This is a genomic window from Gottfriedia sp. ABJ_BB2_2 (assembly GCF_055484705.1).
The window spans coordinates 484,107-499,212 of the sequence record NZ_JBVFKR010000002.1 but is presented as its reverse complement, the minus strand read 5'-3'; the positions used below and the strand labels follow the sequence as shown (position 1 = coordinate 499,212).

The following is a 15,106-nucleotide window of genomic DNA, read 5'->3' as shown; positions in this document are numbered from 1 at the left end:
TGTATTTTTGATACCTACTTTACTAATAGTCAGTTCACGTGGGACTTTTTGGGGATTAAAACGAGTAGTTCGTTACAGTATATGGATTTCGATTGTCTCGACTTTGATTTTACTTGTTAGTTTTGATGCTTGGATGCTTTACGCAGCAAGGATATTGGAAGGCATTGCCTATGGCGCTTTTACTGGTACTGCTGTTGCATTTTTAATAAAAAATACTCCACCTAAAAAAATAGGCACTGCTATCAAGTTATCGGGAATTACCGTCTTAATAGGCTTTGGTTTAGGACCGGCTATTGCAGGTTTAATAGTGCAATATGTGCATTTTCAGCAGCTTCGTTTACCGTATTGGGTTCTTCTCTTCATGTTGTTTAGTTCCTTGCTATTATTGGAAATGTTACCGAAACACGAAGATTCTCAAGCAGAAAAACCAGCTAAAACTAAGTTTACGCTCGGTGTTCCAAACGATATTCGTTCCCATTTTTGGTCTTTTATAGGGCTTCCTATCTTTACAGTTTTTACCTTTGGCGGACTTGTATTTGCTCTTATACCTGCATTTATCAAGAATGTCATTCAAACCTCTAATCTTTCTATTTCTGGGCTGTTAACATTGTTGCTTTTAGGCGGGGGGGCCATAATGCAGTTCTTTCCTTGGCCTCATAATCCCGTTACACGGATGCGTATAGGGATTCTGTTTCTTGCACTTGGATCATGGATTGTTGTTTTTTCTGGTCAGACAGCGAATTTATATTTGCTATTTGCAGGTATATTCATCCAAGGAATTGGAGCCGGGTGGACATTTCAAGTAACTTTAAGATTTGCTAGCCAATTGCCGAAGCCAGAAGAACGTCCAAAAGCAATATCAGCATTCTTTATATGTGCATACTCTGGTTTCATTTTTCCGGTTATTGGTGTAGGTGTGTTGACTCAATTCTTTAACTTGAATCTCTCGTTGATTTTAATGAATTTGTTCTTTGGAATTTTCATTATTTATATTCTGGTGTATTCAATCAAATTTAATCGCTATTATATAAAACACTTTAGTAACTAAATGAAAAAAATTTTACATTAATAAATAACTTCCTTTTTTAATTTCTTTCTTGTATTTAACTTGTGGGAAGCTAAAATTTTGAAAAAAAAACCACCTTTCAAAGGTGGTTTTACATTTGATTAAGAACTAGTCATATGGTTCATTGTTGATTCCTTACATACTATATTCCTTTAATGTAATATGAAAGATTTTACGCTCAACCCTTCCCTTATGACCAATAAGCCTGTACCAGTTCTGCCCAATGTAAAAAGGAGTCGAAATCATCTTTTCTATGTAGTTTGAAATTTCTTCGTTTGTTTCATTATTTTCGTTTTTACAAGACAAAGCAATGACAAAATATGAGTTATCATTCTCTAACTCAAGTAACCTAAGGTGTTTATTGCCGTTTTGTTTTTCATTGAATTCTTTTAATACTTTTAAAATACTTTTATGAATATCTATTTCATAATCTTTAGCTTCTTGCCAGCTTGAAATAAGGGAGTCATTCAGAGAAAGTGTCAGTATATAGTAAGAGGCATAATCCTTAGGGTTAAACGCTTCATTTTCAACTTTTTGTTGATCTTGAGGTGGAACAACAAATTTTTTATAGTTTGCAAAAAAGTTTTCACTCATGTTTTATACCTACTTTCTTATGAAATACCCCAAACAGAAGAAGCTTAAAATGTAAGTTCACTAACATCAAATTTAGTAGTTTTGTCTCGATTAAGGAAGCAACTCACTTTATGAAAACAAAATTTATTTTAACTACTTCTCCACCAAACGACAACGATTGTATTCGGAGCCGTCAATTCTTTGAATAAGGAGCTTATTTATCAGTTTTACCCTTTAACGTCAAAATTACACCTAGCTAATTATGTCCAAACTCTCTTGATGGGATTTTTATTTCTAATGGTATTCAACTCTTCCTTAAATAATATTTATTTATTAAATGCAGAATAATAGTATGTGAAGAATAGGCAACTAAGATGGTGATTCAAGTAGGTATCTGATTAGTTTGATTCGTCATCGATTGTTCGTCAGGAGGTCAGAGATTGAAGTATAGAATTGAGAAAGATTCAATTGGTGAGATTAAGGTTCCAGTAGATAAATTATGGGGAGCTCAGACACAAAGAAGCTTTCAAAACTTTAAAATAGGTACTGAAAGGATGCCAGCTCAATTAATACATGCATTAGCAATCATCAAAAAATGTGCAGCATTGGTAAATAAAGAACTAGGTAAATTGGATAATGAAATAGCCGATGCCATTATCGAAGCTGTAAATGAAATTTTAAGTGGGAAGCTAGATGATCATTTTCCCCTTGTAGTTTGGCAAACTGGTAGCGGTACGCAAACAAATATGAATGTAAATGAAGTAATTGCACATAGAGGAAATCAATTATTGGAGGCACTTGGGAGTAAAAAGAGTATTCATCCGAATGATGATGTGAATAAGTCACAAAGCTCAAATGATACATTTCCAACTGCAATGCATATAGCAGCTATCATTGAATTAAATAAACAATTGCTTCCGACCTTAAATGACCTGAAACATACATTCATGCAAAAGGTAGATGAATATCAGCATATTATTAAAATTGGTCGCACTCATTTACAAGATGCAACGCCTTTAACTTTAGGGCAAGAAATTAGTGGATGGCATCGTATGCTTGAAAAAAATGAGCAAATGATATTGGACAGTATGAAATTTATGAGCGAACTTGCTATTGGTGGAACTGCGGTAGGAACTGGACTAAATGCACATCCCATGTTTGGGGAAATGGTTGCGAAAGAAATTAGTTTGTTGACTGGATATGAATTTACATCAGCAAAGAATAAATTTCATGCACTAACAAGCCATGATGAAATGGTCTATACTCATGGTGCGCTCAAAGCCTTGGCAACCGATTTAATGAAAATTGCCAACGATATCAGATGGATGGCAAGTGGACCGAGAAGTGGAATTGGTGAAATAACGATTCCTTCAAATGAACCTGGAAGTTCAATCATGCCAGGCAAAGTAAATCCAACACAATCTGAAGCAATGACAATGGTAGTAACTCAAATCGTAGGAAATGATATGACAATTGGGTTTGCTGCGAGTCAAGGAAACTTCGAATTGAATGTATTTAAACCAGTTATTATCTATAATTTTCTTCAGTCGATTAGACTACTTTCAGACGCGATGAACTCCTTTAACGAGCATTGTGCGAGCGGGATAGAAGCAAATTTAGAAGTCATTAAAAGGCACTTACATCATTCTCTTATGCTAGTAACTGCACTAAATCCTCACATTGGCTATGAAAAAGCAGCTAGTATTGCCAAATTAGCATATGAGGAAGGTAAGACCCTAAAAGAAGCAGCCTTAAAAACAGGATACCTTTCAGAAGAAGATTTTGATCGAATCGTTAGGCCAGAAAATATGACTAAACCAAAAGAATAAATGATTTCAACAAATCAATTAGAAAAATACATTAAATGTTGTGTCTTAAAAAACTGAAAAGTCTAACATTTACTAAATGGGTTGACTCGATTTTTTAAATCGGTTAATCTTGGTTCAATCAGTCGGAAATTTAATAAATACATAAAAATAATCTTATCCAGAGAGGTGGAGGGACTTGGCCCTATGATACCTCAGCAACAGGTTCGTTCCTGAACACTGTGCTAATTCCATCAGGGTAATACCTGAAAGATAAGAAGAGTTGAAATGCTTTTAGTCCTCTTCTATCTTAGAAGAGGATTTTTTTATTAATTTATGTTAAGGATTTAATGCCTGAATAAAAAAATATATCATTTCTTACCCAAAGAGCTGGAGGGACAAGGGGATGGATCTGCATAATTGTAAAACCTAGTATTCTTATGTGAAAAGTATAATTTTTATTTGGAATAGATGTAAATATTTTTGAATCTAAGGAGGAATTGAATTGGAAAATATGTTGAGAAAATTGGTTGAAACTCGAAAAAATGATCTAATTAATAAACTGATAAAAGTTGGAGTATATAAAATAGAATCCTCTCATTTATTTGAAATAACACTAACAGAGTTAGAAGAAGAATACAATCGAGTAATGAATGAGAAAAAGCACAATAAAGTTCATTAATCTGTTAAAAAACTTATTTTTAATAAAGTGAATATGAGTATGAGGGCATTAATCATATATAATTGAAAAAATGAAGCTACCTAAAAAAGGTGGTTCATTTATAGTCAAATTAAAAAAACTAAGAGATTCAGACTACCTGAAAACGCTTGTCTTGCGAAGAGCGGAGTTACCTTTGACGGTAATGAGCACCGCAAGCAGGAGAAGCAACGAAGAAAGCGAGCGTTTGGGCGGGTAGTCTGAAACCACCTATAAAAGGTGGTTTTACTGTAGTCCTCTATTAATTGCTCCCCAAAAATCTGGTCCTTCCATTCCAAGCGCAAAAATAGAAATACCACCTAAATTATATTTATTTGTATACTGAGCTTTTTTTGAAATACTTGTAGCGTCATCGTACCAAACCTCGTGGGTGTGACCTTTTTGATCTTTATAACTAAAATGCATAGAAGCAGATGCTTTGTCTCTAATCGGTGTTGCTCCTGTGCGCTCAAGTAATTGTGGAATTTCACTTAAAGGTACTCTTCTATTTTCTGTTATTTTATGACTCGTGATATTCCAATCATTTCCGTAAGCACCTATACCCATTAAAACTTTTTTCGGATTTATAACGGTTACTGCGTATTTTAGAGATGCATTGATCCATGGAAGACTAGCTACTGAACCTGGGAGATTCCACCAATAACCTGTTTCATCATAGGTCATTATTTGAATAAAATTTGCGCATTTTCCTAGTGTTTTAAAGTCGTATGCTCCTGACCAAGAATCTTTTGGATTATCCTTAACTTTTGCTGGAACAGATACCATTGTTAAATAACCTTCTGCGGATAGCTTCTTTGATACTGCTTGAATAAATTTACTAAATAAAACTCGGTCCTTTGGTGATAATGCTTCAAAGTCTATATTGACACCTTTGTATTGATTTGCTCGAAGTAATGACAATAAATTAGAGATAAATTTTTTTCGGATGTCCGTGTTTGATAAAATTTTATGGGCAAGAGCAGTATCCCAATCAGTTTTCCCAAAGTTCGAGACGACTGCAAAAGGTTGGACATTTTTAGAATTCGCAAGATCAACAATCTCCTTTGGTGCTGTTCCCATGACTTTACCAGTAGCGTCAAACTTATAAGTATCAGTGGCGATTTGATTCATAAATTTATGATTTGTTTGAAAAGAAATCGTTGAACTAGGTTTATTTGTATAATAACCAAGAATTAGTTTTTTTGTCACAGCTGATGGTTGTTCTGGCAAAGTTGATAATGTAAGAAATATAACAGCGACAATTACCGCAAGTCTACGCATCTAAGTGTCATCTCCTTAATAAGTAAGTAACAAGCTCAAAATATGAATTCTAAAAATCTGTTATTATCTGTCATTATTAGTTGTATCGACACCTAATATTCTATATTTAACTGAATATTTAAAATGAATTATAATTTTTGTTTATATTATCAATTATTTTCAAATTCGTTTAATGACTATAAAAAGGAAAGCATATAAAGAGGAGTTACACATATAAAGAAGGATATTTATTGGTAAAGCACGGGTTAGGATAGAAGTTAAATAGTTATTCTTTGGCCACTTTTTGAAAAGTGGTTTTTATTTCGTAGTATCATAAAGCGTTTTCAAAATAGGCAAATAAATGAATTGTCCACTAATAACCATTTTTAGATAATTTCATATAGTGTTATGTAACTTAAAGGAGGGTTTTAATTTGTTTTATAACAATGACGAATATGAATATTACCGTAGTTTATATGATTATTATTATAGAGTAGGTACAGCACCAACTTTAGTTCCACAAGCTACAATTGAAGATCAAATTAAGTTAGGAAGACTAGGGCATTGCTTTAAATCTTTTTGGGGCGGAAGAGAACATACATTTAACTTATTAGGAATAAATGCGGCTACAGGTATGGTTAATATTATGGAAAACGGTATGGCCAATATGGTTCACAAAAATGATATGGTCGGCTTACAATATTTAGGCGTACAATGTCCGCAAATGGGCGGAGGTATGGGCCAAGGCGGAGGTATGGGCCAAGGCGGAGGCATGGGCCAAGGCGGAGGTATGGGCCAAGGCGGAGGCATGGGCCAAGGCGGAGGTATGGGCCAAGGCGGAGGCATGGGTCAAGGCGGAGGTATGGGCCAAGGTGGCGGCATGGGCCAAGGTGGCGGCATGGGTCAACAATGTGGATGGATGATGACGAACCAAGGATGGAAATGGATTTGTAGATAATTGCTTTACGGAATTAATAGATTTGTCTTTAATAAAATAAACTTTTATATTGTGAATAAAAAAAACGTAGGATAGTTAGTACAGTCATGTGTAACTATCCTTTAAATATTCTCTTAGGACAAGTCTTTGAAAATATGAAAAAGACTACAGGCTTCTTTTCACTTAATAATTGTTCTGTAAAGGTCTTAATTCTGATCTAACGTATCAATAAACTGTCTAAACAAAAATTGAAATGTTCGAATGTATACAAGTCATATTTAATAAAGTTTACTAAACTCCTTTATTTTCATATTTGAGAAGACAATTGAATTTGTTTTTTAAGGGGGCTGGTAAATTGAGAAAGAAAAAAAATACGGCTCTGATCTTTTTCTTAGTTCTTTTTTTAATCGTTTTTATCATCGTAAATGCTATTCGTCATATTAAAATCTATATGGTATATAGTTCTGGACTAATGCCGTTTATAATTGTTGGAATTACATGTCTCGTCATTATTTTGTTATTTTTTGGTGGTTCGAGACAAAGGAGATAATATTCAGTTGAAAAATTCATCTAATTGAAGATGGTCTATGAAAGTACTGTGGGAGCCTGTCTATAGGTTCTTTTTTATTTGGACATTTACAATAAAATTGTTTAAAAATTAAATTGACAATGATAATCATTATCATATATCATAATAAATGAAAATGATTATCAGTTTCAACTGATTGAGGATTATCTTTTTTAGAAAGTTAGGATATAAATAGGAATCTTTATAACAAACCAATATAGGAATGTAAAAAAAGTATAGATAAGCAAAGGAGTACAATTATGGATAAAACTTTTATGATACTTGAAACATTTCAACAGGAAGTAACGTGCTGTTGTCCTGGTCAAAAACATCAACATAAAATAGAGTTTCATGAAGGGGATATTTGGACAATTACAAATGAACGTAAATATGTAGATTGCTTAGGATGGCATTATTTAGTAGAGAACAATGATGAATTTGAGTTTTATATTCATGTAGAAGATTTGGATTCATTACATTCAAATGGAAGTATTTGTTCAGCCTGGGATATAGACCTAAAGCTAAATCACTTACAATTTAAAGTTAACGAGGCACTTGATCAAAATAATAGAGAAGCATTTATTTCTAATGCAAATGAACTTCGTTTGTTAAAAGAAATGAAAACGAAAATGATGGAAGCATTTGCACAGACTATTTAAATAATAAAATTGAATGTAAGGGGAGAATACACATGTCAAAAATTTTAATCGCATTCGCTAGTATGTCTGGAAATACAGAGGAAATTGCAGAACTAATCAAAACAAGTATAGAACCTTTAGGTCATGAAATAGAAATGAAGGAAATTGAAAACATCAACACTCAAAAACTATTAGAATACGATGGTATTATTCTAGGTGCGTATACTTGGGGAGATGGCGAGCTACCTTATGAAGTAGAAGACTTCTATGATGACATCGAGACAATGGATTTAACAGGGAAAAAGGTTGCAGTATTCGGATCAGGTGACCACGCTTATCCAAAGTTTTGTGCAGCTGTTGACATATTAGAGGAAAGATTAGTGGCATGTGGAGCGGAAATTGTTGAGCAAGGTTTAAAGGTAGAACTTGCACCAGAAACAGAAGAAGATATTGAACGATGCGTTACATTCGCATTTAACTTTGCAGGGCGATTAGAGGGCGCGGCACTATGAATAACTTACTCAGTTCTACAGCGGTAACAAGAACTGAAGAAGGTAGTATCGTTTTAGCTACTAGTGAGAATATTTTCATAGAAGAAAATGGAAAGTGGATTTGTACACTATCATTATCAAACTACCAAATTAGAGATTTGACTTGTTCAGGCGGAATCATATATGGTGCTGGCGATAATGGAATATTTATTCGAAGTACAAATGGTGGAATTGATTGGTTAGTAGAGCATTTTCCAACTAAAGCAAACGTTTGGAGTATTGTTAGTAATGGAAGAGGGTTAGTAGTTGCCCATGGAGAAAAAGTAATTTACATATCAATTAATTATGGAGAGACTTGGAGTGTTTTATCACCTTTTGGCGTTCAAAATCCTCCATCAATTCGTTCACTTTGCCTATATGAGAAGTATTTGTTTATAGGAACAAAGATTCATCCAGAAAACGGTGGAGTATGGATGATGGATTTAACATCTCATAAAATAACAAAATTGAATGCAAAAACGAATCAAATGATATCAGCAATGCTTGTTACGAATCAACAGTTAGTAACAGTAAGCGGTTCTTGTCGAGGTAAAGACGGAATCATTGAATTTATTTCTTTACATGATATCAAAAGGAAAACAGAATATCATTGGAATCAATGTCATAGCACGGATGTTCAAGGTAGTTATTTAGATATTAGTGCACATAATGGTGTCTTATTTACAACTTCAAGTCAAAATGAATCAGGATATAGTACGGTTTCTAGAGTATATTTAGAAAGTCAGCAAATTGTACCATGTGATTATGTAAGAGGGCATGGCTGGAGAATTTGCAACGAAAACGAGAATTATATAGTTGCTGCACAAAATGAAACAAGATTTTTTGAGAAAAACTCACAAAGAGTTTGTTAATATGAAAAAGGAAATTCATCAATATAAAGATGAATTTCCTTTTTTTATTGTTGATTATCGATTTTATATAAAATAAAACAAACTGGGTTTTAGACAGTCAATATATCTGCAATTGCATATGTAGATTTACGTCGCTCTTTTCGTAAACGTGCTCGTTCATTACCTCCGAAATATAAAGCATACTCTTCATCAGTAGAAGGACGAATTTGTGGAATTGGACGAGGTTTTCCATTTTCATCTAAGGCAACGAATGTGAGAAAAGCAGTAGCAGCGAGTTGCTGTTGACCAGTCCGTAAATTCTCAGTAGTGATTTTTACAAATACTTCCATATACCGTTCATCAGTCCAACTAATAAAACTTTCTAAACAAACAGCATCAGTAGGTAAAATTGGACGTAAAAATTCAACAGAGTCTGTTGAAACTGTTGCACATTCACATAAACATAACTTTGCTGCAGAAATACTAGCAACTACATCGATTTCATACATTAAAACGCCGCCAAATAATGTATTGAAGTGATTAATTTCATTAGGAAATACTCTTTTTGTTCGGATCACTTTTGTCTCATGGCAATATTTATCCATAGATCATTCCCCTCCATATCTCGTACTGTGAATTGTATGTCATAATTTTCTAAAAAGTCATACTCTTATTTTAGCTTGTGACGAAACATGCGTAAACTATTAGTTTTCATAATGGACCATGCGGATGTAGCAAGCCGTCATAAAAAAAGATGCTGGTACAATCGTACCAACACCTGTTTTTTAATATCGATCGGATTCATGCCCCATCGATTTCGATTTATCTACTGCATTGTCTGCTGCATGATTACTTGTATGATCAGATCGTTCACGATTCGCTTTTTCCAAGCCTTCACGAACTCTTTTTCCATAATCTGCATCAGCTTCTGTAAAATAACCAACCATTGTTTTTTGAATATGTGGCTTACATACTTTTAAAGCGTCTACAAGGTTTGAGATTAATTCACTTTTTTCAGTTTCATCGAAAGCACGGTAAGTATCACCTGCTTGAGCAAAATCATTTGGTCTGTCAATTTTTTGACGTACTAATTTTGCGTTATAACTTGGTTCATGATCTTTACCTGTTTTTTGTGCTTCTTTCAAACCTCCAAGAGATGAAGGCTCATAGTTCACATGTGGGTTTTGTCCCGGTGCCATGTCAACTTTATATTCCATTTGGCCGTCACGTTGGTTTGTAGCAACATGTGTCTTAGGTGAATTAACTGGTAATTGTAAATAATTCGTACCCACACGATGACGTTGTGTATCAGAATAAGAAAATGTACGTCCTTGCAAAAGTTTATCATCTGAAAAATCAAGTCCATCTACAAGTACACCAGTACCGAACGCAATCTGTTCTACTTCAGCAAAATAATTCTCTGGATTTTTATTTAATACCATTTTCCCAACTTTTAAAAATGGAAACTTCTCTGGATCCCAAAGTTTAGTAGGATCAAGAGGGTCAAAATCAAGTTCAGGATGCTCATCATCACTCATGATTTGAACACATAATTCCCACTCTGGAAAATTTCCTTGTTCAATTGCTTCATATAAGTCTTGCGTTGCATGATTATAATTTGTAGATTGTATTTCATTTGCTTCACTTTGAAGAAGATTTTTTATTCCTTGATTAAGCGGCTCCCAATGATACTTAATTAGGACTGCTTCTCCTTCTTTATTTACCCATTTGTATGTATTAACTCCAGAGCCTTGCATTTGACGATAATTTGCTGGAATACCCCAAGGTGAAAATAAAAACGTAACCATATGAGTAGACTCAGGTGTTAAATGAAGAAAATCAAACATTCTTTCAGGGTCAGGTAAGTTGGTTACTGGATCAGGTTTAAATGAATGAACCATATCTGGAAATTTTAATGGGTCACGAATAAAAAATATCTTCAGATTGTTTCCGACTAAATCCCAGTTACCATCTTCAGTATAAAATTTAACTGCAAATCCCCGTGGATCACGCAAAGTTTCCGGAGAATGCCCACCACCAACAACTGTAGAAAAGCGTACATAGACAGGTGTCTGTTTGCCAGCTTCCTGAAATAATTTTGCTCTAGTATATTTAGAGATTGCTTCCTCTCCGACCTTCCCATAGGCCTCAAAGTAACCACTTGCTCCAGCACCACGTGCATGTACAACTCTTTCAGGAATACGCTCTCGATCAAAATGAGAGATTTTTTCCAAAAAATCATAGTTTTCTAATGTTGTCGGTCCTCTATTCCCAACAGTTCTAACATTTTGATTATCAGTAATTGGATGTCCTTGACGATTCGTTAATATTTCTTCTTCGTTGTGATGAGTGTCCATTTGTATGCCTCCAATAAACAAATTCAAAGTTTAGAGTGTCCATATATTGGAAGGTATATACAAATATTCCCTACTTACTTTAGTTTTTATTACTCAATTAAGTTCTTATCTTTCGATCTGATTAGCCTATGAATGTTTACAACTTCGAAACATCTGATGACTTATTTTGAAACAACATTGCCATATGATGTAACTACTAAAGGAAAGGAGAAAACAAACATCTTAGACAAAAACAACTAATTTCCTTTTTCAATTACGTAAAGAGACTGAAAAAATTAGTATTAATGGAGGAATAGCTATATGAAAAATAGATTAATAAAAGCATTTGTTTCAACAATCGCATTAACTAGTGCCATAACATTTTCAAGTAGTGGGGTATTATCTTCTCAAAAGGTAAGTGCAGCAGTTATAGATGCACCAATTAGTGTGTATGAAGTAACTGCAACTAAGTTGAATGTTCGTTCTGCTCCAAGTACAAACTCAAAAATAGTTGATTCATTAAGGAAAAAAGATCAAATAGAAATTGTTAAATATACAAATGCAAGCTGGGCTCAGATTAAAACTACAACAACAAAAAGTGGCGTAGCATATATTAGTACAAAGTATTTAGCAAAGGTACAATCAATCATTAAAACGAAAGCGAGTCTAAATTTACGTACTGGTCCAAGTACAAAATACAAAGTATTAACTGTTTTACCTAAGGGGGCAAATGTAAGCTTCTTAGGGTATGCCAAGAACAAAACATCGGTAAATACAGGTTGGGCAATCGTAACTTACAAAGGTCAAAAAGGATATGCAAGCACAGCTTATTTAGATATGAAGTAAAGACATTTAACCAGGTATAAAAAAGAATAAAAAAATGGCAACTAATGAATAAAGGATTAGTTGCCATTTTTTATGCAGTAGAAGGTACCAAATATTAGGTCTGATTTGACCAACGCTTTTTAATTACTCCGGAAGTGTTTCATATGCTAATTTTCTGATAATGTCTTCATGCTCGGAATATTGATCTAATAATTCATTTTGAGTAAATAACTCAAAATCTTCAAATGCAAAACCTGGAGAAACCATACATCCAACTAAAGAAAATGTATTTTGTTCCATTACAGATGAACCAAAAATCGAATTTTTAGGAACTAAATATTGAGGTACCTCTCCATTTTCTAGATTTAAACCTAATTTTATTTCTTCGTACTGTCCGTTTTCGTGGATTACATGAATCGTTAGAGCACTTCCTGCATGGAAATACCATAACTCATCAGATTTTAAACGGTGAAAGTGAGAAACATCCTCAGATTTTAGTAAGAAATAAATGCTAGTGTAAAGTAAACGGTTTCCATTATATTGAACAGATAACTCATGATCAGTAATTTGTTCGGTTGAGTGATATGTAGATTTGTAGTAGCCTCCTTCAGGATGTGAGGTCAAATCCAATTTTGAAATCCAGTATTCAGGTTGATGATTCATCTTGAAATCAATTCCTTTCATATGTAAAGTGTTCACTTATTTATCATAATACCCAAGCAAATGTTTGTTAAGCAATGTAACATATAACGATTGCATGTAGTCCCCTTGCGTACTTACATTGTATATATATAAATTAATAAATTAGTATTCACCTTAATAAAATGAACTAATGATACATTATTAAGGAGGAGAAAATGGACAATTTCATCCAAACTGCTACATACGAGCATTCCTTTTGGTTACATGTATTAAGAGACCACTCTCAGTTTATTTTAGATGGATTGGCTGAAAAAGAAAAAGAGGAGATAAAGCAAGCAAAGGCGTTTAAACATGCATTTCATGAGCTGCTAAATCGTTTGAACACAGGAAGTAATATTGAAGAAATTACAAAAGATGCAGAAGAAATGACTACAGCTTTAAGAAATTTTAAATTGTCCTTATTACAGAAGCAATTAACATCGGATATTACGATTCATCTAAGTCCAACATTTATCAATCATATGGTAAATGAACTAGAAGAGTATGTATTAATCCTTTCTTATTTAAAACAAAATCAAATTCCACCTATTTTCCATGAATTGCATCATCATCTTTTATGGGTATTAGATGCAGCTGGTCATGCTGGCATTATTTCAGATACACTTGATGTCGTTGAAAAAAAATTAAAGAAAAAAAGTGATAAATTCGCAACGCACTTTGAACATTTCTATCTCAAAGCAGTTGAACTTACTGGTTACTTAAGAACGAACCTTAATACTTTTCCTGCACTAAAAAAGATGAATCGTGATATAAAATTAGAAATAGAACTTTTCCAAGTATTTCTAAATGAATTGGAAGAATTAGAAATATCAAACGAAGTACTCGGTACATTCTCGGCTTTAATGGCTGATCACATGATGAGGGAAGAAATGTACTACTTAAATAAATTAGCCCAATCATCGAGTGCCGAACACAATAATGTAGAATGAATAGAAAAACACCTAAAAAAAATAGGTGTTTTTTCATTGGTACAATCGATTTATAGGTCATACTCAGTGTTTTTATAGTTCTTTTGTACTATGTATCATAAAGGGTTGAGAGCGTTCTATTAAATTTATAGCTCATAATTTTCCCAATATACAATTGAAGAAAGATAGCTTACATTAGAATTAACAAAAGACATATGGAGAGTAAGTAAAATGTTTAAAAAAGGAATTCTATTGATTGTTGCAATTTCAACATTATTTTTAATTATTAATGAAACAATTTTGACAAATGAAGAAAAACCACAGGTGAAATTTGTACTAGCAGATAAAGCAATTCCTTATAAAATAACAAACTATTCTTGGGGAAAAGCGCTAAATAAAGATAAATTAATAATGAAAGATACATATAGCAGTGTGAAAGGGGCAGACGGAACAACAGCATTTATGGGAGAATATGTTCATATTCATTTTTCTGATCGTCCTGAAAATGTTGAGATTTTAGAACATAAAAAACATAAAAAAAGTTATATCTATGATCGAAATACAAATGATTATCAAGGTTATGCGTTTCAAATAGATTCACAGAAGGGCGAGAGGGTTTTTGAAGTAAGAGGGATTTGGAAAGGAAATAATTATGTTACATATATCATAAAGTTAAAAGTGAGTTAGTTATTTTTACGGTAATCCTAGGTAAATGTAAACTTCAATTTTGGAAGTAGGGATGATATGAAGAATGAAACATTGTATTTTACTGAGAACTTCTTTTCTACAGGAATGACAGATATATATAATGAAGCAAAAGAAAAAGTAGGGAAACTTGATTTAAAAAGTATGTTTTCCTCTGGGGTGGATGTACTTGACTTACAAGGAAATATTGTTGCGAGCGGGAAGTTCCCATTTTTAAGCTCTAAGTGGAAGATTAGTAATCAATTGAGTCAGGAGATTGGTTGTTTAAGAGGAAGGTTTTCTTTATTTTCTAAGAAATATGAGTATGATGCTTATGGTAACAATATTTATGAGATTAAATCAGGTGGATTTTCTAAACTGTACGAAGTTTTTAAAGATGAAACAACATTAGTATGTAAATTCGAGAAAATTAGTGGATTTTTTTCCTCTCCTGCATTTTGTTTAGAAAGCTTCTCGAGTGAACTTTCACCCGAAGAATTAATCCTAATAGTCATGGGTGTTCATGCTATTCAACGACGAAATAATAGCAGCGCTAATAGTTCCTCAGCAACAATGTGAGTAAATTTCCTTCCAATTAACTTAAAAGAGCCTATTATAGTAACTTCGTATGATAGACTTTGAATTCTAAAATAGTTTTCTTTTTTCCTTCATTTATAATAGAATGAGAATGTGTGTTCTATTATTGTGAGTTTACTATGGAGGATT

General features: G+C 33.3%; 16 protein-coding genes, 1 pseudogene and 1 riboswitch. Of the genes and pseudogenes, 12 read left to right on the top strand and 5 right to left on the bottom strand.

The genetic code is table 11. From position 1 onward, the window contains the following. Nucleotides 1-7 precede the first annotated feature (7 nt). The gene (locus ACX6U0_RS07445; RefSeq protein ID WP_464959322.1) at nucleotides 8-1,048 is read left to right on the top strand and encodes an MFS transporter; all 1,041 of its coding nucleotides are present in this window, start codon (nucleotides 8-10) and stop codon (nucleotides 1,046-1,048) included. Nucleotides 1,049-1,201: 153 nt separating this feature from the next. Here the strand turns inward: ACX6U0_RS07445 and ACX6U0_RS07440 are convergent, their stop codons facing one another. Further along, nucleotides 1,202-1,660, bottom strand: a complete 459-nt coding sequence (locus ACX6U0_RS07440) for a hypothetical protein (protein WP_464959321.1) — start codon at nucleotides 1,658-1,660, stop codon at nucleotides 1,202-1,204. A 419-nt stretch (nucleotides 1,661-2,079) separates the two neighbouring features. Here ACX6U0_RS07440 and fumC point away from each other — a divergent pair, with 419 nt between their 5' ends. After that, nucleotides 2,080-3,468: a class II fumarate hydratase gene (gene fumC / locus ACX6U0_RS07435; RefSeq protein WP_464959320.1), complete on the top strand. Its 1,389-nt coding sequence runs from the start codon at nucleotides 2,080-2,082 to the stop codon at nucleotides 3,466-3,468. Nucleotides 3,469-3,618: 150 nt separating this feature from the next. Further along, nucleotides 3,619-3,724, top strand: a riboswitch (SAM riboswitch). Between the two features lie 234 nt (nucleotides 3,725-3,958). After that, entirely contained in the window at nucleotides 3,959-4,126 is a 168-nt protein-coding gene (gene fbpA, locus ACX6U0_RS07430; RefSeq protein ID WP_464959566.1) for a Fur-regulated basic protein FbpA, read from the top strand. 261 nt (nucleotides 4,127-4,387) lie between these two features. On the opposite strand, the gene ACX6U0_RS07425 is transcribed toward fbpA, so the two are convergent. Next, entirely contained in the window at nucleotides 4,388-5,422 is a 1,035-nt protein-coding gene (locus ACX6U0_RS07425; RefSeq protein WP_464959319.1) for a glycosyl hydrolase family 18 protein, read from the bottom strand. Between the two features lie 412 nt (nucleotides 5,423-5,834). Between ACX6U0_RS07425 and ACX6U0_RS07420 the strand changes: the two genes are divergently transcribed. From ACX6U0_RS07420 to ACX6U0_RS07400, 5 genes are all read left to right on the top strand, one after another. Beyond that, a complete protein-coding gene (locus ACX6U0_RS07420; protein ID WP_464959318.1) occupies nucleotides 5,835-6,359 on the top strand; it encodes a hypothetical protein in 525 nt (174 codons plus the stop codon). A gap of 334 nt (nucleotides 6,360-6,693) precedes the next feature. Continuing rightward, entirely contained in the window at nucleotides 6,694-6,888 is a 195-nt protein-coding gene (locus tag ACX6U0_RS07415) for a hypothetical protein (RefSeq protein WP_464959317.1), read from the top strand. A 278-nt stretch (nucleotides 6,889-7,166) separates the two neighbouring features. Continuing rightward, nucleotides 7,167-7,565 (top strand): hypothetical protein, encoded by a 399-nt coding sequence (locus ACX6U0_RS07410; protein ID WP_464959316.1) that lies wholly within the window; start codon nucleotides 7,167-7,169, stop codon nucleotides 7,563-7,565. A 32-nt stretch (nucleotides 7,566-7,597) separates the two neighbouring features. Continuing rightward, a complete protein-coding gene (locus ACX6U0_RS07405; protein WP_464959315.1) occupies nucleotides 7,598-8,056 on the top strand; it encodes a flavodoxin in 459 nt (152 codons plus the stop codon). Further along, complete coding sequence (locus ACX6U0_RS07400) at nucleotides 8,053-8,946, top strand: WD40/YVTN/BNR-like repeat-containing protein (RefSeq protein ID WP_464959314.1); 894 nt, start codon at nucleotides 8,053-8,055, stop codon at nucleotides 8,944-8,946. The genes ACX6U0_RS07405 and ACX6U0_RS07400 overlap by 4 nt, the downstream gene beginning before the upstream one ends. 89 nt (nucleotides 8,947-9,035) lie before the next feature. Here the strand turns inward: ACX6U0_RS07400 and ACX6U0_RS07395 are convergent, their stop codons facing one another. Continuing rightward, the gene (locus ACX6U0_RS07395; RefSeq protein ID WP_464959313.1) at nucleotides 9,036-9,530 is read right to left on the bottom strand and encodes an acyl-CoA thioesterase; all 495 of its coding nucleotides are present in this window, start codon (nucleotides 9,528-9,530) and stop codon (nucleotides 9,036-9,038) included. A gap of 180 nt (nucleotides 9,531-9,710) precedes the next feature. Next, nucleotides 9,711-11,270: pseudogene (locus ACX6U0_RS07390) on the bottom strand (catalase); the annotation flags it as partial. Between the two features lie 312 nt (nucleotides 11,271-11,582). Here ACX6U0_RS07390 and ACX6U0_RS07385 point away from each other — a divergent pair. Further along, a complete protein-coding gene (locus ACX6U0_RS07385) occupies nucleotides 11,583-12,107 on the top strand; it encodes an SH3 domain-containing protein (protein ID WP_464959312.1) in 525 nt (174 codons plus the stop codon). Between the two features lie 123 nt (nucleotides 12,108-12,230). On the opposite strand, the gene ACX6U0_RS07380 is transcribed toward ACX6U0_RS07385, so the two are convergent. Then, nucleotides 12,231-12,749 carry a cupin domain-containing protein gene (locus ACX6U0_RS07380; protein WP_464959311.1) on the bottom strand — a complete coding sequence of 173 codons (519 nt, stop codon included), beginning with the start codon at nucleotides 12,747-12,749 and terminating at the stop codon, nucleotides 12,231-12,233. 194 nt (nucleotides 12,750-12,943) lie between these two features. On the opposite strand from ACX6U0_RS07380, the gene ACX6U0_RS07375 reads away from it, so the two are divergent. From ACX6U0_RS07375 to ACX6U0_RS07365, 3 genes are all read left to right on the top strand, one after another. Further along, entirely contained in the window at nucleotides 12,944-13,717 is a 774-nt protein-coding gene (locus ACX6U0_RS07375) for a DUF2935 domain-containing protein (RefSeq protein ID WP_464959310.1), read from the top strand. 210 nt (nucleotides 13,718-13,927) lie between these two features. Further along, complete coding sequence (locus ACX6U0_RS07370; protein WP_464959309.1) at nucleotides 13,928-14,383, top strand: hypothetical protein; 456 nt, start codon at nucleotides 13,928-13,930, stop codon at nucleotides 14,381-14,383. Nucleotides 14,384-14,440: 57 nt separating this feature from the next. Then, entirely contained in the window at nucleotides 14,441-14,959 is a 519-nt protein-coding gene (locus tag ACX6U0_RS07365) for an LURP-one-related family protein (protein ID WP_464959308.1), read from the top strand. Nucleotides 14,960-15,106: the final 147 nt, after the last annotated feature.